This window comes from Aeromonas allosaccharophila (assembly GCF_016026615.1).
Taxonomy (GTDB): Bacteria; Pseudomonadota; Gammaproteobacteria; order Enterobacterales; family Aeromonadaceae; genus Aeromonas; species Aeromonas allosaccharophila.
In genome coordinates this window covers 2520135-2536891 of record NZ_CP065745.1, presented here as the reverse complement: position 1 = coordinate 2536891, position 16757 = coordinate 2520135, and the positions used below count along the sequence as shown (strand labels likewise).

Here is a 16757-nt window from a genome sequence, read left to right as displayed (position 1 = left end):
ATGAACGAGCCGCTGGCCCGCTTTATTGGCCTCTATCAGCAACTGGACAAACAGCAGTTGCATCGCTTGCCCGAGGTCTATGCCGAACAGGTGGTCTTTACCGATCCGGCCCACCGCATCGAGGGGCTGGCGGCCCTTGGCGACTATTTTGCCGCCCTCTATCAGCGTCTCGCCTACTGCCGTTTCGTCATCACCAGTCAGCAGCAGCAGGGGGCGCAGGCCTGGCTCGGTTGGACCATGACCTTCTCCCATCCCAGATTGCGCGGTGGTGAGCCGGTGACGGTGGAGGGGGCCACCCGCCTTGAGTTCGATGAGGCGGGCAAGGTATGCCAGCACCGGGACTATTTTGACCTGGGCGCCATGCTCTACGAGCAGTTGCCGCTGCTCGGGCCCGTGGTGCGCACTATCAAGATGAGGCTCGGCGCATGAGCGGCCGGGTGCTTATCACCGGGGCGACCTCCGGCATCGGCCGCCAACTGGCGCTGGATTACCGGCGTGCAGGCTGGCAGGTGTGGGGTTGTGGTCGCGATGGCGAACGGCTGCAGGAGTTGGGGCTTCATGGCGTCACACCGCTGCAGTTCGATGCCCGGGATGTGGCCGCAATGAACGGGATAGCCGCTACGCTGCCGCCGCTGGATCTGCTGATCCTTAACGCAGGCAACTGCGAGTACATGGATGTAGCCGAGGGGTTTGACAGCGAGCTGTTTGCCCGGGTGATCGACACCAACCTGACCGCGACCGGCCATGCGCTGGCCGCCTTCCTGCCGCTGCTGGGGGCGGGATCACTGCTGGCCATCGTCAGCTCGTCGGTGAGCTGGCTGCCGCTGCCGCGAGCCGAGGCCTATGGCGCCTCCAAGGCGGCCCTCGACTATCTGGCGGATACCTTGCGCCTGGATTTGGCCAGCAAAGGGATCGGGGTGACCCTGATCCGCCCCGGCTTTGTCCAGACGCCGCTGACCGCCAAAAATGATTTTCCCATGCCCTGTCTGGTGACGGTGGAGCAGGCCTCCTGTGCCATCATGGACGGGCTGACCGCTGGTCGTCACCAGATCCACTTTCCCCGCCGTTTCATCTGGTTGCTGCGCCTGCTTGGTGTGTTGCCGGTGGGGCTCTGGCTGCGCCTTGGTCGCGCACTCGTATCGAAAGGAAGACATTCATGAAGAAAAAGATCGCCATCGTCGGTTCAGGGATCTCGGGGCTCACAGCCGGTTTTCTGCTCCACAAACTCCATGACATTACCCTGTTCGAGGCGGCGCCGACCCTGGGTGGCCACACCGCCACCGTCGATGTGGATCTGGCTGGCCGCAGCTATGCCATCGACACCGGCTTTATCGTCTTTAATGATCGCACCTACCCCAACTTCTTGAAGTTGCTGGCGCGGATCGGCATGGAACGGCAACCGGCCGAGATGAGCTTCTCGGTGAAAAGCCCGGAGGGGCTGGAGTATAACGGCCACAATCTCGATACCCTGTTTGCCCAGCGCAGCAATCTGCTGAGCCCCCGTTTCTATGGCTTCGTCGCCGAGATCTTGCGGTTCAACCGGGAGGCGCGGGCCTGGCTGGCCGATGGTCAACATCAGGGCGCGGGCCCCGAGCTGACCCTGGGGGACTTTCTGCTGGCGGGGGAGTTTAGCGACTACTTCGCCCGCCATTACATCTTGCCTATGGGGGCGGCGATCTGGTCATCGACCCTGGCCGATATGCGCGCCTTCCCTCTTGGCTTCTTCCTGCGCTTTTTTGCCAACCACGGCCTGCTCGATGTGGCCAATCGCCCACAGTGGTACGTGATTCCGGGTGGCTCGCGGGAATATATCGGCCCCCTTACGGCGGGTTGGCAGTCGCAGATCCGCCTCGCCTGTCCGGTGCAGAGCGTGCGGCGGGACGCGGACGGCGTGGTGATCCAGAGCTCTTATGGCGAGGAGCGGTTTGACGAGGTGATCTTCGCCTGCCACAGCGATCAGGCGCTGGCGCTGCTGGCAGATCCCGGCGAGCGGGAGCAGGCTATTCTCGGCGACATGCCCTATCAGGCCAACGATGTCTGGCTCCATACCGATGCGCGCTGCCTGCCCACCCGTCGCAAGGCATGGGCCAGCTGGAACTATCAGCTCGATGGCAACGACGAGGCGCGGCCGCTGGTGAGCTACAACATGAACATCCTGCAGGGGGTTAACTCGCCGGAGCCCTTCTGCGTCAGCCTCAACCCCAAGGGCAAGGTGGATGAGAGCAAGGTGCTGCGCCGCTTCGTCTACCACCATCCGGTGTTCAATAAGACCTCTATTGCTGCCCAGCAGCGGCGCGCGGAGATCTGCGGCCAGCATCATACCCACTTCTGCGGCGCCTACTGGTACAACGGCTTTCATGAGGATGGGGTGCGCAGCGCGCTGGACGTCGCCAGGCGCTTCGGAGCCGAGCTATGAGCGGCGCCACCGTGGCCACTGAACATGAGCGTGCCGACGAACTGGCTGGCGTCACCAGCGCCATCTGGCAGGGTTCGGTGCGCCACCGCCGTTTTGCGCCGCGGGCCCACGCTTTCTCCTACAGCCTCTTTATGCTGGGACTGGATCTCGACGAACTGCCGCAGCTCGATCAGGGGCGCTGGTTCGGGGTGGAGCGGGCGGGGCTGCTCTCGTTTCACCGCCATGACTATCTCAAGGGCAGTGAGGGAAGCCTCAAGCAGGCGGTGTGGCAGAAGGTGAGCGAGCTGGGTGGCGATGCCGACTCCGAGGGACGGGTGCTGCTGCTCGGCAATGTCCGTTGTCTGGGGTTCTACTTCAGTCCGGTCAACTTCTACTTCTGCTACCGACAAGGAGAAGCCCGCTATCTGCTGGCGGAGGTCTCGAACACCCCCTGGAACGAGCGCCACTATTATCTGCTGGATCTGGCGGCGCTGGCGCCCCATGACAAGGATTTTCACGTCTCCCCGTTTATGGGGCTGGCGATGCGTTACCACTGGCGTATCAGGCCGCCCGCGCAGGAGACACTGATCCATATCGAGAGTCATCCCGTATCCGGTGAAGCCAAGCTGTTTGACGCCACGTTGGCGCTGCAACGCGAGCCCCTGTCCCGCAAGGGGCTGGTGGCTCTGCTGGCCCGCTGGCCCTGGATGACCATGAAGGTGCTGCTCGGGATCTACTGGCAGGCCCTGCGTCTTTTTATCAAACGAACACCGATATTTACCCATCCGGAGAGCCGCTAATGGAACTTGCTCAATCTACCCTCTCAGCCTCATTCATCGATAAAAGTGCAAGGCAATTGCTGCTCAAACTGCTGGGGCGTCTCGAACATGGCCAGCTGCTGCTGTGGGATGGTGGTGAGCGCCACAGCTTTGGCGTCGCGGGCACTGATCTGCATGCCGAACTGGTGGTGCAGGATCCGGCCTTCTATCGCCGCCTGTTGCTGGGGGGCAGCATTGCCGCCGGAGAAACCTGGGTGGAGGGGCTCTGGACCAGCCCGGATCCGGTGGCGCTGGTACGGCTGCTGGCTCGCAACCTGACCCTGCTCGACTCCCTCGAGCGGCGCCTCGGCTGGCTCAGTTTCCCCTTCAACAAGGTGCGCCACTGGCTCAATCGCAATACTCTGACCGGCTCGCGCTCCAACATCGCCGCCCACTACGATCTCGGCAATACCCTCTATCAGGGTTTTCTCGACAGCCATATGCAGTACTCGAGCGCCATCTATCCGAGCGCCGAGGCCACTCTGGAAGAGGGACAGCAGGCCAAGCTGCGCACCATCTGCGAGCGGCTGGCACTGGGGCCTGACGATCATCTGCTGGAGATCGGTACCGGCTGGGGCGGCCTCGCCGTCTATGCCGCCCGCCACTACGGCTGCCGGGTGACGACCACCACCATCTCCCGGGCCCAGCATGACTATGCCAAGGAGTGGATTGCGCGGGAGGGGCTGGGGGATCGCATCACCTTGCTGCTGGAGGACTACCGCAAGCTGGAGGGCAGTTACGACAAGCTGGTCTCCATCGAGATGATCGAGGCGGTGGGGCACGCCTTCCTGCCCGATTATTTCCGCCAGCTGTCGCGGCTGCTCAAGCCCGGTGGCCGCCTGCTCATTCAGGCCATCACCATCGCCGATCAGCGCCATGCCCAGTATCTGCGCGGGGTCGATTTCATCCAACGCTACATATTCCCCGGTGGCTGCCTGCCCAGCGTCTCCCAGATGGCGGGCTTGCTGGCGCGGGAGACCGACATGCAGCTGGTGCGATTGCACGATCACGGCCATCACTATGCCCGCACCCTGGCTCACTGGTGCGAGCGTTTTCTGGCGCTGGCACCCGAGCTACCCAAGCTCGGTTACAGCCAGGATTTTATCCGGCTGTGGCACTTCTACTTCGCCTATTGCGAGGGGGGATTCTGGGAGCGCAGTATCAGTCTGGTGCAGCTGGAGGCCGCCAAGCCGGGGCCTGCTGGCTGGTCGGGTGATTTGCCAGTAAGCGGTCACTGACCATGTGGCAGTGGGCTCACCTGCTGGGGTTCAACCTCTACTGGTTGCTGGCGGTGAAGTGGCAGCAGCCGGGCCCGCTGCTGGCAATGTTGCTGCTGCACTTTCTCTTCTCGCCCAGCCGCCAGCGTGACTGGCGGCTGCTTCCCATCGCGGTTGCTGGCTGTCTGCTGGATGTGCTGCTCTGGCAGCTCGGCTTGTTCCGCTTTCCTTCCGGTTTTCCCCTCTGGCTGGTGCTGCTCTGGCTCGGTTTTGCCCTGACGCTGGGCCACGGCATGCGCTGGCTGCTGCGCTTGCCCCGCTGGCAGCAGGCGCTGTTTGGCGTGTTTGGCGGAGCCTCCTCTTATGTGGCGGGGGCCGCCATGGGGGCAGTAAACTTACCCTGGGGCATCTGGATCAGTACGGCGCTGCTGGCAGTGATCTGGATGTGGTGGTTGCCCGTACTCCTGTGGGTAATGGTCAAGCTGGAGGGTGAGTCATGACAAACACCTTTTCGACCGACTCGTTGCTTTTTTCCAAATGGACCAAAGAGAGCCAGCACGAGCTCGCTGATCGCTTCTATCTGGTGGTTGCCTGCCAGCGGAACTCGAAAGGGGAGCTGATGCAGGTGGTGATGCAGGATATCAACACCCTGCAGGAACAGGAGATGGACTGGCATGAACTGGAAGACCCCAACCACTGGCATATGGGGTGGAATTAACCCGCTACTGCTGGCGTTTACGCTCTTTGCTGCAACCGCTGTGCACGCTTCTGCCGCCCCCTGGCAGCAGCTGCGCCCGGTCGGGCAGGGGGAGATGAACTGGCTCTGGTTCAAGCTCTACGATGCCACCCTCTACAGTGCGAGCGGGCACTATCAGCCCGGTCACTATCCACAGGCTCTGACCCTCACCTATGCCAGATCCATCGAGCGGGAAGATCTGCTGAGCGCTACTGCCGCCGAGTGGCAGCGGCTCGGTCTTGGCTCTGATGCCGAGCGTCAGCGCTGGCTCGGGAAGCTCGCCGCACTCTGGCCCGATGTGCAGGCGGGCGACAAGCTCACCTTCTATGTCGACAAGGGCGGGACAGGCCACTTCTGGTGGCAGGAGAAGCCGCTCGGCACCCTGGCCGATCCACAATTCTCGGCCGCTTTTCTTGCCATCTGGCTGGCTGACAACAGCCGCGATCCCGCCCTGACTCGTCGCCTGCGTGGCCAACCCTGAACATGGAGTGTCTGATGTCTTTCTATCGTGCATACCGCTGGTTGCTGTTGATCCCCTTTTTGCTGCTGAGCGGCTGTGGCGCCAGTCTCGATGGCTATCGGGGGCAGGGGCCAAACTGGGATCTCGCCCGTTTCTTCAACGGCAAGCTGGTGGCTCACGGCCTGGTGACCGACCGCAGCGGCGAAGTGACCAGTCGCTTTCGGGTCGATATGGTGGGTCGTTGGAAAGATGGTAAGGGAGAGCTGTTCGAGCAGTTCTACTTTGATGATGGTCGCCAGCAGACCCGTACCTGGTATCTGAGCAAGGGCGATGATGGTCACTGGCGTGGTACTGCTTCCGATGTGGTGGGGGAGGCGGTGGGTAAAACCCAAGGCTTTGCCCTCAACTGGCGCTACCAGCTCGATCTGGTGCTGCCGGATGGCGAGGTGGTGCGGGTGAGCTTCGATGACTGGATGTATCTGCTGGATGATGATCGCCTGATCAACCGCGCTGCTATCAGCAAGTTCGGCATCCATCTGGGGGAGGTGATCCTCTATATCGAGCGTCAGCCCTGACGGCTAATGCAAGATCACGCCCAGTAAAAAGCGCGCCGATGGCGCGCTTTTGTTTACCGAAAGGTCGGGGTCATCAGATGATGCGGTTCTCTTCCAGCATCTTGCGACGGGCCTCTTCCTTGGCCATCTTCTTCTTGCGGTTGTCGCAGGGTTCCGGGCAATCGCACTCTTTCTCGATGCCAACGCTACCCAGACCGCCACAGGAGCCGGAGATGGTCTTCTTCTGGAAGATGTAACCGATAGCCATGGCGGCTATCACCAGCATGAATACCCCGAAGGTGATCAGAAAAATCTGCATCTCTACCTCTTACTTCTTGACCAGATAGGGCTTGAAGGCATCGGAGTAGGCCTCTTCAAAGCCGTTGTCCGTCTTGGTGATCACGAAGATCGCCAGGCCTCGCTCGTTGGCATAGGCCAGGCTCTTCTCGGTCCCCATCACCATAAACACGGTGGCCAGCCCGTCTGCGGTCATGCAGGAAGGGTGGATCACGGTGACCGACACCAGACGGTGCTGGATCGGCTTGCCGCTGCGCGGATCTATGGTGTGGGAGAAGCGCTGACCATCCAGTTCATAGTAGTTGCGGTAATCGCCAGAGGTGGCTACCCCGTTGTCACCGGGCACAATCACCTCTTGCACCGTGCCGGTGCCCGCGGTGGGCTTCTCGATGGCGACGCGCCAGGGGTGACCCTTGCCGTTGACGCCATTGATCCGCAGCTCGCCGCCAATCTCGACCAGATAGTTGCGTGCACCCAGGGACTCCAGATACTCGGCCACCTTGTCCACACCAAAGCCCTTGGCGATGGCGGAGAGATCGACGTAGAGGTCGGGAATATCCTTTTGCAGGGTGTCGGCATCCACCGAGGTCACTACGTGCAGGTTGCCCAGGCCAGTCTTCTGGCGAGTCTGGGTGATCAGCTCGTCGGAGGGGATCTTGGTCGGCTTCTTGTCCGGGCCAAAGCCCCACAGATTGACCAAGGGGCCTACGGTGACGTCCAGCGCCCCCTGGCTCTCACGGCCAATGTGAATGGCCTCTGTGACGACCCGTGCGGTGTCACGGGACACCACGATCGGCGTGGCACTGCGATGCTGGTTGAAGCGCGACAGTTCGGAATCGGGGCGATAGGTCGACATCTGATCGTTGACCCGCTCCAGCAACACATCGACCTCGGCCTGCAATTTGGCCGGATCGCTGATGGCGCTGTCCGCCACCTTGATGGAGTAGTAAGTGCCCATGGTGCTACCGGTGATATGGATCTCCGGTTTGGATTGGACCGTTTCCTGACCGCACCCAGTCAAGAAAAAGGCTAGCCCGAAGGCTAGCCAGGTCTTTACAACACTGTGCATGGATTAACCACCAAAGTCATCCAACAGGATGTTTTCGTCTTCAACGCCCAGATCTTTGAGCATGTTGATGACGGCAGCGTTCATCACCGGAGGTCCACACATGTAGAACTCGCAATCTTCCGGTGCTTCGTGGTTCTTGAGATAGTTCTCGTAGAGCACGTTGTGGATGAAGCCGGTGTAGCCGTCCCAGTTGTCTTCCGGTTGCGGATCAGACAGCGCGACGTTCCAGGTGAAGTTCTCGTTCTCGGCGGCGAGCATGTCAAAGTCTTCGACATAGAACATTTCGCGCTTGGAACGTGCCCCGTACCAGAAGCTCATCTTGCGCTTGGACTTCAGGCGACGCAGCTGGTCGAAGATATGGGAACGCATCGGCGCCATACCTGCACCACCACCGATGAATACCATTTCGGCATCGGTGTCCTTGGCGAAGAACTCACCGAACGGACCGGAGATGGTCACCTTGTCGCCAGCCTTCAGGCTGAAGATGTAGGAGGACATCTGTCCCGGAGGGGCTGTCCAGTTGCTCGGGGGCGGCGTAGCGATACGCACGTTCAGCATGATGATGCCGAACTCTTCCGGATAGTTGGCCATGGAGTAGGCACGGATGATCGGCTCATCGACCTTGGACTCCAGCTCAAAGATCTTGAAGCGATCCCAGTCACCGCGATACTCCTCGGGAATATCGAAGTTCTTGTAGTGCACGTGGTGAGCCGGGGCTTCAATCTGGATATAACCACCGGCGCGGAACGGTACGCTCTCGCCATCGGGGATCTGCAGCTTGAGCTCCTTGATGAAGGTGGCCTTGTTATCGTTGGAGATAACAGTACATTCCCACTTCTTCACCCCGAAGATCTCTTCCGGCAGTTCGATATCCATGTCGGAGCGAACGGTAACCTGACAGGCCAGACGCTCGCCATGACGGGCTTCGCCCTTGCTGATGTGATCCAGTTCGGTCGGCAGAATGTCGCCGCCACCGGATTTCACCCGTACCTTGCACTGGCCGCAGGAGCCACCGCCGCCACAGGCGGAGGAGACGAAGATACCGCTGCCAGCCAGCACGCCGAGCAGCTTGCCACCGGCCGGGCTGGTCACAGCCTTGGCCGGGTCACCATTGATGCTGATTGTCACGTCGCCCGCGGTCACCAGCTTGGACTTGGCGAACAGAATGACTGCCACCAGTGCCAGCAGGATCACGGTAAACATGACCACACCCAAAATAATTTCCATCTATCGTTCCTTTCTGATTGCAGGAAAGCCGATTACAGGGAGATACCAGAGAAGGACATGAAGCCCAGCGCCATCAGGCCGGCGGTGATGAAGGTGATGCCCAGACCGCGCAGGCCTTCCGGAACATCGGAGTACTTCATCTTCTCGCGGATACCTGCCAGCGCAACGATCGCCAGCATCCAGCCTGCCCCTGAACCCACACCGTAGACTACAGACTCCATGAAGTTGTAGTCACGCTGCACCATGAAGGAGACGCCACCGAAGATGGCGCAGTTCACGGTGATGAGCGGCAGGAAGATACCCAGCGCGTTGTAGAGTGCCGGGAAGTACTTGTCCAGCGCCATCTCCAGGATCTGTACCAGTGCTGCAATCACACCGATGAAGGTGATGAAGCTCAGGAAGCTCAGATCCAGACCGGATACCAGAGCGCCATCTTTAAGCACGTAGTTGTAGATCAGGTTGTTGGCAGGAACCGCGATGGTCTGCACCACAATAACGGCAATACCCAGACCCATGGAGGTCTTTACCTTCTTGGACACCGCCAGAAAGGTACACATCCCCAGAAAGAAGGAGAGTGCAAGGTTTTCGATGAAGATCGATTTAATCAACAGACTCAGATAGTGTTCCATACCTTAATCCTTCGCCTCCACCTGCTTGGGATCCTTGGTGCGCACGCCCCAAATGATCAGACCAATGATGAAGAATGCACTCGGCGGCAGCAGCAGCAGGCCGTTGGGCACATACCAGCCACCGTTGTTCACCAGCGGCAGCAGCTCGATGCCGAACCAGGTGCCGGAGCCCAGCAGTTCACGCACGGTTGCCACGCTCAGCAGAATGGCACCATAGCCCAGACCGTTGCCGATACCATCCAGGAAGGAGGGCAGCGGGGCACTCTTCATGGCGTACGCTTCGGCGCGGCCCATCACGATACAGTTGGTGATGATCAGACCCACGAAGACCGACAGTTGCTTGGAGATGTCATAGGCGTACGCCTTGAGCACCTGGTCAACCACGATAACCAGTGAGGCGATGATCGCCATCTGCACGATGATCCGGACGCTGTTCGGGATCTGGTTGCGGATCAGGGAGATGAACAGGTTTGAGAAGGCGGTGACCGCCATGACCGCGAGGGTCATTACAAACGCAGTTTTCATCTGGCTGGTAACCGCCAGTGCAGAACAGACACCCAGCACCTGCAAGGCGATGGGGTTGTTGCCCAGCACAGGCGTCAACAGCAACTTCTTCATTTCGCTCTTGTCAGCCATTGTTGATTTCTCCTGCACGAACCTTGGCCAGGAAAGGACCGAAGCCCTTGGGACCCATCCAGAAGTCGAAGGTATGCTGTACGCCGTTACCGGTCAGGGTAGCGCCGGACAGGCCGTCGATATCATGCTCTGAACCTTCAGGGGCATGGCCCTTGATGACGCGCAGCGCCGGCATGCCATTCTGGTCGAACAGTTTCTTGTCCTTGAACAGCGCCTGCCAGGCCGGGTTTTCGATCTCGCCACCCAGACCCGGAGTTTCACCGTGGTCGTAGTAGGTGATGCCCTTGATGGTCTGGCCATCAGCGGCAACGGCGACGAAGGCATACATGGTTGACCACAGACCCTGGCCATAAATGGGCAGAATGATGTTGTCTACCTTGCCTTCGGCATCTTTGGCGAAGAACACGGGAACCAATTTGGAGATCTGGCGCAGGCTGGCTTTGTCGTCAGCAGCGGCAAGACGGATGCTGCGGGCCGGATCTTTGGCTGCCAGCTTGGTGTCGAAGTTGTCGGCATCGCCGTCAACAAATTCACCTGTGGTCAGATCCACCAGACGGGCTTCGATCTTCTCGCCGTACAGTTTGGCCAGGTCGCGCTTTGCCACATCGCTCACATCCACACCGGCTACGGCGAGGATGTTGCTCTGCTTGTCGAGCGCCTTGTTTTCCTGCTGGGTAGAACGCAGGCCCACAGCGGCAACGGATACCACGATGGAACAGGCCAGACAGAGGCCGGTAACCACGCTGACGGTGCCGAGGGTTGAATCTTTATTAAACGCCACGTGCAATCCTCCGCTTGATGTTTGCCTGAGCGACGAAGTGGTCAAACAGGGGAGCAAACAGGTTCGCAAACAGAATGGCCAGCATCATGCCTTCCGGGAACGCAGGGTTGACCACGCGCACCAGCACGACCATCACGCCGATCAGGGCGCCATACCACCACTTGCCCTTGTTGGTAAAGGCAGCGGAGACAGGGTCGGTCGCCATGAAGGCCATACCGAAGGCGAAGCCACCCAGTACCAGATGCCAGTGCCACGGCATGTTGAACATGGGGTTGGTATCGGAACCGATGACGTTGAACAGCAGGGAGGTGGCGATCATACCGATCATCACGCCGGCGATGATGCGCCAGGAGGCGATGCGCATGTAAACGATCATGGCAGCACCCAGCAGGATCATCAGGGTAGAGACTTCACCGATGGAACCCGGCAGGTTACCCAGGAAAGCGTCCATCCAGCTGATAGCCTGACCGGTTGCACCGTTGATCAGCGACATCTGGCCGCCTTGGGCCCACTGGCTCAGAGCAGTCGCGCCGGAGAAGCCATCAACGGCCACCCATACGGCGTCACCGGAGATCTGGCCCGGGTAGGCGAAGAACAGGAACGCACGACCAGCAAGCGCCGGGTTCAGGAAGTTCTTGCCGGTACCACCGAACACCTCTTTGGCCATCACCACACCGAAGGTGATACCCAGCGCAGCTTGCCACAGGGGCAGCTCGGGCGGCACGATCAGGGCAAACAGGATGGAGGTTACGAAGAAGCCTTCGTTGATCTCGTGTTTGCGCACCATGGCGAACAGCACTTCCCAGAAGCCACCGACCAGGAACGCGGTCAGGTAGATCGGGAAGAAGTGGGTGGCGCCAATCAGCATCTTGCTGCCGATACCGGCGACAGCCGGATCGAGGGAGGCACCCAGCATGGTAGCCAGCGCATATTGCCAGCTGCTGGCACCTGCAGCCGAGCCCATGTGGGCAATGGCGGCAATCGCCTGGTTACCCACGTTGAACATGCCCCAGAACATGGCCGGGAACACGGCCAGCCACACCATGATCATCATGCGCTTCAGATCGAGCGCATCACGAACGTGGGAGGCGTTGCGGGTAACGGTACCCGGGGTGTAGAACAGGGTGTACGCCGCTTCGAACAGGGCGTAGTACTTGGCGTACTTTCCACCCGGTTCGAAGTGGTGTTCCATATTTTCAAGAAGTTGCTTGAAACTCATCGCTTAACCTTCCAGTTCAATCTTGGTCAGGCACTCACGCAAGATCGGGCCGTACTCTGTCTTGCCGGGGCAGACAAAGGTACAGAGCGCCAAATCTTCCTCATCCAGCTCCAGGCAGCCCAGTGCTTGCGCACCGTCGCTATCGCCGGAGACCATGTCCCGCAGCAGCAGGGTAGGCAGGATGTCGAGTGGCATCACCCGCTCATAGTTGCCGATAGGCACCATGGAACGGTCACTACCGTTGGTAGTGGTGGTGAAGTTGATCAGCTTGCCCTTCATCAGATGAGAGAGGGTGGTCCGGGTGATAGAGAACTTGTTGGCGCTGGGGTTGATCCAGCCCAGGAACTCTTTCTCGCGACCTTCACCCAGCACGCAAACCTGATTGTGGTAGCGACCCAGGTAGTCGTGAACCCCTTCGGCTTTGGCACCACTCAGGATAGAACCGGAGATGATACGGTTTTCGTCGGCGCGTAGCTCGTTGTTGGTGAGCTGGCTGATGCAGGCGCCCAGGCGGGTACGCAGCAGACGCGGCTTGAGCACGTTCGGGCCAGCCAGCGCGATCACCTTGTCGGTGCAGATCTGACCGGTGGTGAACAGCTTGCCGAGAGCGATCACATCCTGATAGTTGATGTGCCACTGCACCTTGGTGCTGCTGACCGGATCCAGGAAGTGGATATGGGTACCCGGCAGACCGGCAGGGTGCGGACCGACAAAGATCTCTTCCTTGACCTGAGTCAGCGGAGAGTGGGGCAGGCTGCCTTCGCCTTTACAGACGTAGACGGTGCCGTCGGTCAGGCGGGTCAATACGGCCAGGCCATCGAGGAAGGCCTGTGGCTGTTCCTTGATGATCAGCTCGGCATCGGCTGCCAGCGGGTTGGTGTCCATTGCGGTCACAAAGATGGCGCGCGGGGCTGTGCCTACTGCGGGGACTTTGCTGAACGGACGGGTACGAAACGCAGTCCACTGACCTGATGCGACCAGGATCTCTTGCACCTTGCTGCGCTCGAGCTTGGCCAGCTCGGCAGAGGCAAAATGCTCAAATGTCACCTGTTCATCGGAACCGTCGAGGTCGATGACCACGGACTGGAGAACACGTTTGGCACCACGGTTGATTTCTGAAACCACACCGGTGGCAGGAGCTGTGAATTTAACGCCCGGATTCTTCTTGTCTTCAAAAAGATCCTGACCTTTGATGACGCGATCACCTACTTTGACGAACATAGTAGGTCGCATCCCCACAAACTCCTCGCCCAGTGTCGCAACACGGGTGATGGCGGGGCCATCGTAGATTACTTGCTCTGGCGCACCCAGCACGGGGATGTCCAGTCCTCTTTTGATTGTAATCATACTCAATTGCACTACCGTTACGGGAGAGGTTGGTTAGCGCCGAGAAATACATCACGACGGGTGGTTGAATGAGTCGATGTTGTGGCTGCGCCAGGTGGTCAGGCTCAACAATTATTCAACATGCAAGCTCACTCAAAAGCGCTTGAGTTTACCACTTAAGGTGCATTTTCTGCCATGCCAAATGGGCAAAATCCCCGTGCCATCACAAAATTAACCTGCAATGAATAAGCCCCCGACACCTTGTAAGTCGTGGTTTTAAAGGTTTTTTTATTTCACTACCTCAATGGGGGTATTTGTTGTTGTTTTAACTGTCAACAACAAGCCTTGATGCTGAAAAATACCCCCTTGGATGTAGTCTTTTCGGGGCCAATGGGGAAAATTTGTTTCATTTTTGTTAGCGGGTGCGCGATGGGAAGGGTGTGGTGCCGCCCAGTTCAGGAGAGTGACGGTTTGCCAACGCAGCTCGGGGTTCGCGGGGCATGGCCTTTTTCCTGCCACTCGCTTGTCGTGTAGGTATGCAGCGCCAGTGCATGAATTGCGCCGGCCAGCTCGTCGGCCAGCACGGCATTGACCTGACGATGACGGGCCAGCAGCCGCTGCCCTGCAAATTGCTCGCTGACGATCACCACCTTGAAGTGGCTCTCTGAGCCGGGTTCCACACGGTGCATGTGGCTCTCGTTGATCACCTCAAGCACGGTGGGGGAGAGGGCGGCGGTCAGCTTGGCTTCAATCAGTTGTTGGATGGTCATCGGATCGGCTTCCAGAGTGAATGTCGGGCCATTCTATCGGCTGTCGCGTGATGGAATAAGCCCCCGTAAGGGGGAAATCACCGGTCAGTTGCCCCCTTGATGCGCATCGAACTGGTGAAATTCCTGGTCCTCGCTAGAATAGCGCCACTTTGCGTCGCCCCTGGCGCCTGTATACACGAATCAAGCCGAGGTTGGACTCTTCCTATGCAAACCCTTCTCGACACTCCCCATTGCCAGCTCACACTCTACCGCTATCCGCGCCAGAGTCAGGAGACGCTGCAAGCCTGGGATGCGGCTGACGAATATCTGATCAATATTCTGGCGGAGTCTCCCCTCGAGCAGGCGGGCCCCGTCATCATCATGAATGATGGCTTTGGCGCGTTGGCCGCCTATCTGCATCCGCACTCCCCGTGCTGCGTCACCGACTCCTACATCAGCGAGCGGGCGACCCTGGCCAATCTGGCCGAAAACGGACTGGATGCCGGCGGGATTACCTTGCAGGATGCGCTGGCACCGCTGCCCGACGCCCCTGCGCTGGTGGTGATCAAGGTCTCCAAATATCAGGCACTGCTGGAGCAGCAACTGCTGGCATTGCGGGATGTAGTGACACCTGCGACCCGGGTCATTGCCGCTGGCAAGGCGAAGGATATTCATACTTCCACGCTCAAATTGTTCGAGAAGTATCTGGGGCCCACCCGTACCTCGCTGGCCTGGAAAAAGGCGCGCCTCATTCACTGCGAGCCGCAGGCTGAGCGTCCCGCACTGGTCAATCCCTTCCCGACCGTGTGGCCGCTGGAGGGAACTGACATGCTCATCCACAACCATGCCAACGTCTTTTCGCGCACCAGTCTCGATATCGGTGCCCGCTTTATGCTGGACAATTTACCGATACATAGCGCCCGCAAGGTGATCGATCTGGGCTGTGGTAACGGGGTGCTGGGGTTGTCGCTGCTTGCTAAAGACAGCGAGGTTGAGGTGACCTTTATCGATGAATCCTATATGGCGGTCGCCTCGGCACAGCTCAACGTCGAGCACAATCTGCCTGATGCACTGCCGCGCGCCCGCTTTATGGTCAATAACTGTCTCGATGGCATGGCGGTCGGCTCGGCGGATCGGATCCTCTGCAATCCCCCCTTCCATCAGCTGCAGGCGATCACCGATCATATCGCCTGGCAGATGTTCAGCGATGCGCACCGGGTGTTGCCTCAAGGGGGGGAACTCTGGATAGTAGGCAACCGTCATCTGGACTATCACAACAAACTCAAGCGCTTGTTTGCCAACGCACAAGTCGTTGCGTCGAACAGCAAATTCGTTATTTTGAAAGCCATCAAACGCTAAAGCCAAAGGAAACCATGATGAAAAAGTCACTCTTGCTGCTGGCCGCCCTGATGCTGGGCGGGTGTGCCACTCATTGGCCGGAGACGGCGCTGCTCAATCCGCAGGTGATCCCCGCCAACCAGCAATACTACTCTGGCAATCGCATCACCATGGAAGGGGTAGACAAGCGTGAGGCTGCCTATGTCTTCTCCATCAAACATAAAGAGAAAGCGCCGGTGCTGGTCAACAGTGAACGTCCGCTCAACCTGCTGATGGCCGAGCGGCTGGCCGAAGGGCTGCGTAGCCAGGGTCTGGAAGTGGGCAACAGTGGCACCACCAACCTGACGCTGGTGATCTCCAACGCAGCAGTCAATGTGGAAGAGAAGACCTTTACCTATGTCACCAAGTCCCGCGTCAGCCTGCAGGTGATCGCCGATTTCCAGGGCAACCGTCTGACCAAGCAGTTCAACATGTCCTCCAGCAAGGAGAGCCCGAGCGAGCCAAGTATGGCCGATCTGGAGTCTACACTGAACCTGCAACTGGGTAGCGTGCTGCAGCAGATCATGGCGGATGATGCGCTGCGCGGTTACCTGAAAGGTCAACCGAACGGTGCAGGGGTCTGATGATGAAAAAACTCTGGTTGCTGGCGATGCTGATCGCCCCGCTGGCGTTCGCTGGTCCGAAGGTCAGAATGGAGACCAACCACGGCAATATCGTGGTGGAGCTGGCGTCCAAGCAGGCGCCACAGACTGTGAAGAACTTCCTGCGCTACGTGGCTGATGGCAGCTACGACGGCAGCATCTTTCACCGGGTGATCCAGGACTTCGTGGTGCAGGGGGGCGGTTACAACCAGCAGTTCCAGCAACTGCCTACCTATGAGCCGGTGGTCAACGAATCCCGTGGTGGTTTGCCCAACAAGCGCGGTACCATCGCCATGGCCCGTACCCAGGCGGTCGACAGCGCCACCCGCCAGTTCTACTTCAATCTGGTCGACAACAACAACCTCAACGCCGGTGGCGCCGCGGGTTATACCGTGTTCGGTCAGGTAGTGCAGGGGATGGAGGTGCTGGACAAGCTGGCTCAGGTGCAGACCGGTTACAGCTCCATTCTTCGAGCCAACGATGTGCCGACCAGCCCCATTATTCTGAAGAAGGTGGTGTTGCTGGCAGAAACCCCGGCGGACAAGAAAGTCGACAAGAAAGCGGGCAAATAATCCTCGTCAGGCGCAGGCCATCGGCCACGTCTGCTCACGCTAGCATGCAAGGCACATCCCGCTTGGAATGTGCCTTTTCTCTATCCGGGCTTC

At 59.3% G+C, this 16757-nt stretch carries 21 protein-coding genes; 12 read left to right on the top strand and 9 right to left on the bottom strand.

The window, feature by feature from the left end:
- From I6G90_RS11400 to I6G90_RS11360, 9 genes are read left to right on the top strand one after another with little or no spacing between them, the layout of a single operon-like run.
- A complete protein-coding gene (locus I6G90_RS11400) occupies positions 1-429 on the top strand; it encodes a nuclear transport factor 2 family protein (RefSeq protein WP_139477589.1) in 429 nt (142 codons plus the stop codon).
- The gene (locus I6G90_RS11395; protein ID WP_197927563.1) at positions 426-1160 is read left to right on the top strand and encodes an SDR family NAD(P)-dependent oxidoreductase; all 735 of its coding nucleotides are present in this window, start codon (positions 426-428) and stop codon (positions 1158-1160) included. The genes I6G90_RS11400 and I6G90_RS11395 overlap by 4 nt, the downstream gene beginning before the upstream one ends.
- The gene (locus I6G90_RS11390; protein WP_197927561.1) at positions 1157-2416 is read left to right on the top strand and encodes an NAD(P)/FAD-dependent oxidoreductase; all 1260 of its coding nucleotides are present in this window, start codon (positions 1157-1159) and stop codon (positions 2414-2416) included. The genes I6G90_RS11395 and I6G90_RS11390 overlap by 4 nt, the downstream gene beginning before the upstream one ends.
- Positions 2413-3195, top strand: coding sequence for a DUF1365 domain-containing protein (locus I6G90_RS11385; protein ID WP_197927559.1), 783 nt, complete (start codon positions 2413-2415; stop codon positions 3193-3195). Before I6G90_RS11390 ends, I6G90_RS11385 begins: the two co-directional genes overlap by 4 nt.
- On the top strand, positions 3195-4451 hold the full coding sequence (locus tag I6G90_RS11380) for an SAM-dependent methyltransferase (RefSeq protein ID WP_111808121.1): 1257 nt from the start codon (positions 3195-3197) through the stop codon (positions 4449-4451). Before I6G90_RS11385 ends, I6G90_RS11380 begins: the two co-directional genes overlap by 1 nt.
- A 2-nt stretch (positions 4452-4453) precedes the next feature.
- The gene (locus I6G90_RS11375) at positions 4454-4930 is read left to right on the top strand and encodes a DUF2878 domain-containing protein (RefSeq protein ID WP_197927557.1); all 477 of its coding nucleotides are present in this window, start codon (positions 4454-4456) and stop codon (positions 4928-4930) included.
- A complete protein-coding gene (locus I6G90_RS11370; protein ID WP_197927555.1) occupies positions 4927-5148 on the top strand; it encodes a TIGR02450 family Trp-rich protein in 222 nt (73 codons plus the stop codon). Before I6G90_RS11375 ends, I6G90_RS11370 begins: the two co-directional genes overlap by 4 nt.
- Complete coding sequence (locus I6G90_RS11365; RefSeq protein ID WP_197927553.1) at positions 5105-5647, top strand: chalcone isomerase family protein; 543 nt, start codon at positions 5105-5107, stop codon at positions 5645-5647. Before I6G90_RS11370 ends, I6G90_RS11365 begins: the two co-directional genes overlap by 44 nt.
- 14 nt (positions 5648-5661) lie before the next feature.
- Positions 5662-6201 carry a DUF3833 domain-containing protein gene (locus tag I6G90_RS11360; RefSeq protein WP_197927551.1) on the top strand — a complete coding sequence of 180 codons (540 nt, stop codon included), beginning with the start codon at positions 5662-5664 and terminating at the stop codon, positions 6199-6201.
- Positions 6202-6274: 73 nt separating this feature from the next.
- Here the strand turns inward: I6G90_RS11360 and nqrM are convergent, their stop codons facing one another.
- The 9 genes from nqrM to I6G90_RS11315 all read right to left on the bottom strand — a co-directional run bounded on the left by nqrM (position 6275) and on the right by I6G90_RS11315 (position 14134).
- A complete protein-coding gene (gene nqrM / locus I6G90_RS11355) occupies positions 6275-6499 on the bottom strand; it encodes a (Na+)-NQR maturation NqrM (RefSeq protein WP_005338668.1) in 225 nt (74 codons plus the stop codon).
- A 9-nt stretch (positions 6500-6508) separates the two neighbouring features.
- The gene (locus tag I6G90_RS11350) at positions 6509-7546 is read right to left on the bottom strand and encodes an FAD:protein FMN transferase (protein ID WP_139408026.1); all 1038 of its coding nucleotides are present in this window, start codon (positions 7544-7546) and stop codon (positions 6509-6511) included.
- A 3-nt stretch (positions 7547-7549) separates the two neighbouring features.
- Positions 7550-8773 carry an NADH:ubiquinone reductase (Na(+)-transporting) subunit F gene (gene nqrF / locus I6G90_RS11345; RefSeq protein ID WP_005338656.1) on the bottom strand — a complete coding sequence of 408 codons (1224 nt, stop codon included), beginning with the start codon at positions 8771-8773 and terminating at the stop codon, positions 7550-7552.
- 32 nt (positions 8774-8805) lie between these two features.
- A complete protein-coding gene (gene nqrE / locus I6G90_RS11340; RefSeq protein WP_005338645.1) occupies positions 8806-9402 on the bottom strand; it encodes an NADH:ubiquinone reductase (Na(+)-transporting) subunit E in 597 nt (198 codons plus the stop codon).
- A gap of 3 nt (positions 9403-9405) precedes the next feature.
- Positions 9406-10038, bottom strand: coding sequence for an NADH:ubiquinone reductase (Na(+)-transporting) subunit D (locus tag I6G90_RS11335; protein WP_005338644.1), 633 nt, complete (start codon positions 10036-10038; stop codon positions 9406-9408).
- Positions 10031-10819, bottom strand: a complete 789-nt coding sequence (locus tag I6G90_RS11330; protein WP_058052197.1) for a Na(+)-translocating NADH-quinone reductase subunit C — start codon at positions 10817-10819, stop codon at positions 10031-10033. The genes I6G90_RS11335 and I6G90_RS11330 overlap by 8 nt, the downstream gene beginning before the upstream one ends.
- Positions 10809-12038, bottom strand: a complete 1230-nt coding sequence (locus I6G90_RS11325) for an NADH:ubiquinone reductase (Na(+)-transporting) subunit B (RefSeq protein ID WP_042058348.1) — start codon at positions 12036-12038, stop codon at positions 10809-10811. The genes I6G90_RS11330 and I6G90_RS11325 overlap by 11 nt, the downstream gene beginning before the upstream one ends.
- Before the next feature lie 3 nt (positions 12039-12041).
- Complete coding sequence (locus tag I6G90_RS11320; RefSeq protein ID WP_042058352.1) at positions 12042-13385, bottom strand: Na(+)-translocating NADH-quinone reductase subunit A; 1344 nt, start codon at positions 13383-13385, stop codon at positions 12042-12044.
- Positions 13386-13819: 434 nt separating this feature from the next.
- Positions 13820-14134: a BolA family protein gene (locus tag I6G90_RS11315; RefSeq protein WP_042058354.1), complete on the bottom strand. Its 315-nt coding sequence runs from the start codon at positions 14132-14134 to the stop codon at positions 13820-13822.
- 204 nt (positions 14135-14338) lie between these two features.
- On the opposite strand from I6G90_RS11315, the gene I6G90_RS11310 reads away from it, so the two are divergent.
- Genes I6G90_RS11310 through I6G90_RS11300 form a run of 3 tightly spaced genes read left to right on the top strand, consistent with a single transcriptional unit; the run spans position 14339 to position 16664 of the window.
- A complete protein-coding gene (locus tag I6G90_RS11310; protein WP_197927550.1) occupies positions 14339-15472 on the top strand; it encodes a methyltransferase in 1134 nt (377 codons plus the stop codon).
- Positions 15473-15489: 17 nt separating this feature from the next.
- Positions 15490-16074 carry a YajG family lipoprotein gene (locus tag I6G90_RS11305; RefSeq protein ID WP_005349692.1) on the top strand — a complete coding sequence of 195 codons (585 nt, stop codon included), beginning with the start codon at positions 15490-15492 and terminating at the stop codon, positions 16072-16074.
- Positions 16075-16076: 2 nt separating this feature from the next.
- A complete protein-coding gene (locus I6G90_RS11300; RefSeq protein ID WP_042657198.1) occupies positions 16077-16664 on the top strand; it encodes a peptidylprolyl isomerase in 588 nt (195 codons plus the stop codon).
- Positions 16665-16757: the final 93 nt, after the last annotated feature.

Excerpts from the sequence above, each read along its gene's own strand:
- I6G90_RS11365 (WP_197927553.1), top strand. The coding sequence starts at position 5,105 with ATGAACTGGAAGACCCCAACCACTGGCATATGGGGTGGAATTAACCCG.
- I6G90_RS11320 (WP_042058352.1), bottom strand. The coding sequence starts at position 13,385 with ATGATTACAATCAAAAGAGGACTGGACATCCCCGTGCTGGGTGCGCCA.
- I6G90_RS11350 (WP_139408026.1), bottom strand. The coding sequence starts at position 7,546 with ATGCACAGTGTTGTAAAGACCTGGCTAGCCTTCGGGCTAGCCTTTTTC.
- I6G90_RS11375 (WP_197927557.1), top strand. The coding sequence starts at position 4,454 with ATGTGGCAGTGGGCTCACCTGCTGGGGTTCAACCTCTACTGGTTGCTG.
- I6G90_RS11335 (WP_005338644.1), bottom strand. The coding sequence starts at position 10,038 with ATGGCTGACAAGAGCGAAATGAAGAAGTTGCTGTTGACGCCTGTGCTG.
- I6G90_RS11395 (WP_197927563.1), top strand. The coding sequence starts at position 426 with ATGAGCGGCCGGGTGCTTATCACCGGGGCGACCTCCGGCATCGGCCGC.
- I6G90_RS11325 (WP_042058348.1), bottom strand. The coding sequence starts at position 12,038 with ATGAGTTTCAAGCAACTTCTTGAAAATATGGAACACCACTTCGAACCG.
- I6G90_RS11400 (WP_139477589.1), top strand. The coding sequence starts at position 1 with ATGAACGAGCCGCTGGCCCGCTTTATTGGCCTCTATCAGCAACTGGAC.
- nqrM (WP_005338668.1), bottom strand. The coding sequence starts at position 6,499 with ATGCAGATTTTTCTGATCACCTTCGGGGTATTCATGCTGGTGATAGCC.
- nqrE (WP_005338645.1), bottom strand. The coding sequence starts at position 9,402 with ATGGAACACTATCTGAGTCTGTTGATTAAATCGATCTTCATCGAAAAC.
- nqrF (WP_005338656.1), bottom strand. The coding sequence starts at position 8,773 with ATGGAAATTATTTTGGGTGTGGTCATGTTTACCGTGATCCTGCTGGCA.
- I6G90_RS11305 (WP_005349692.1), top strand. The coding sequence starts at position 15,490 with ATGAAAAAGTCACTCTTGCTGCTGGCCGCCCTGATGCTGGGCGGGTGT.
- I6G90_RS11385 (WP_197927559.1), top strand. The coding sequence starts at position 2,413 with ATGAGCGGCGCCACCGTGGCCACTGAACATGAGCGTGCCGACGAACTG.
- I6G90_RS11315 (WP_042058354.1), bottom strand. The coding sequence starts at position 14,134 with ATGACCATCCAACAACTGATTGAAGCCAAGCTGACCGCCGCCCTCTCC.
- I6G90_RS11300 (WP_042657198.1), top strand. The coding sequence starts at position 16,077 with ATGAAAAAACTCTGGTTGCTGGCGATGCTGATCGCCCCGCTGGCGTTC.
- I6G90_RS11360 (WP_197927551.1), top strand. The coding sequence starts at position 5,662 with ATGTCTTTCTATCGTGCATACCGCTGGTTGCTGTTGATCCCCTTTTTG.
- I6G90_RS11310 (WP_197927550.1), top strand. The coding sequence starts at position 14,339 with ATGCAAACCCTTCTCGACACTCCCCATTGCCAGCTCACACTCTACCGC.
- I6G90_RS11370 (WP_197927555.1), top strand. The coding sequence starts at position 4,927 with ATGACAAACACCTTTTCGACCGACTCGTTGCTTTTTTCCAAATGGACC.
- I6G90_RS11380 (WP_111808121.1), top strand. The coding sequence starts at position 3,195 with ATGGAACTTGCTCAATCTACCCTCTCAGCCTCATTCATCGATAAAAGT.
- I6G90_RS11390 (WP_197927561.1), top strand. The coding sequence starts at position 1,157 with ATGAAGAAAAAGATCGCCATCGTCGGTTCAGGGATCTCGGGGCTCACA.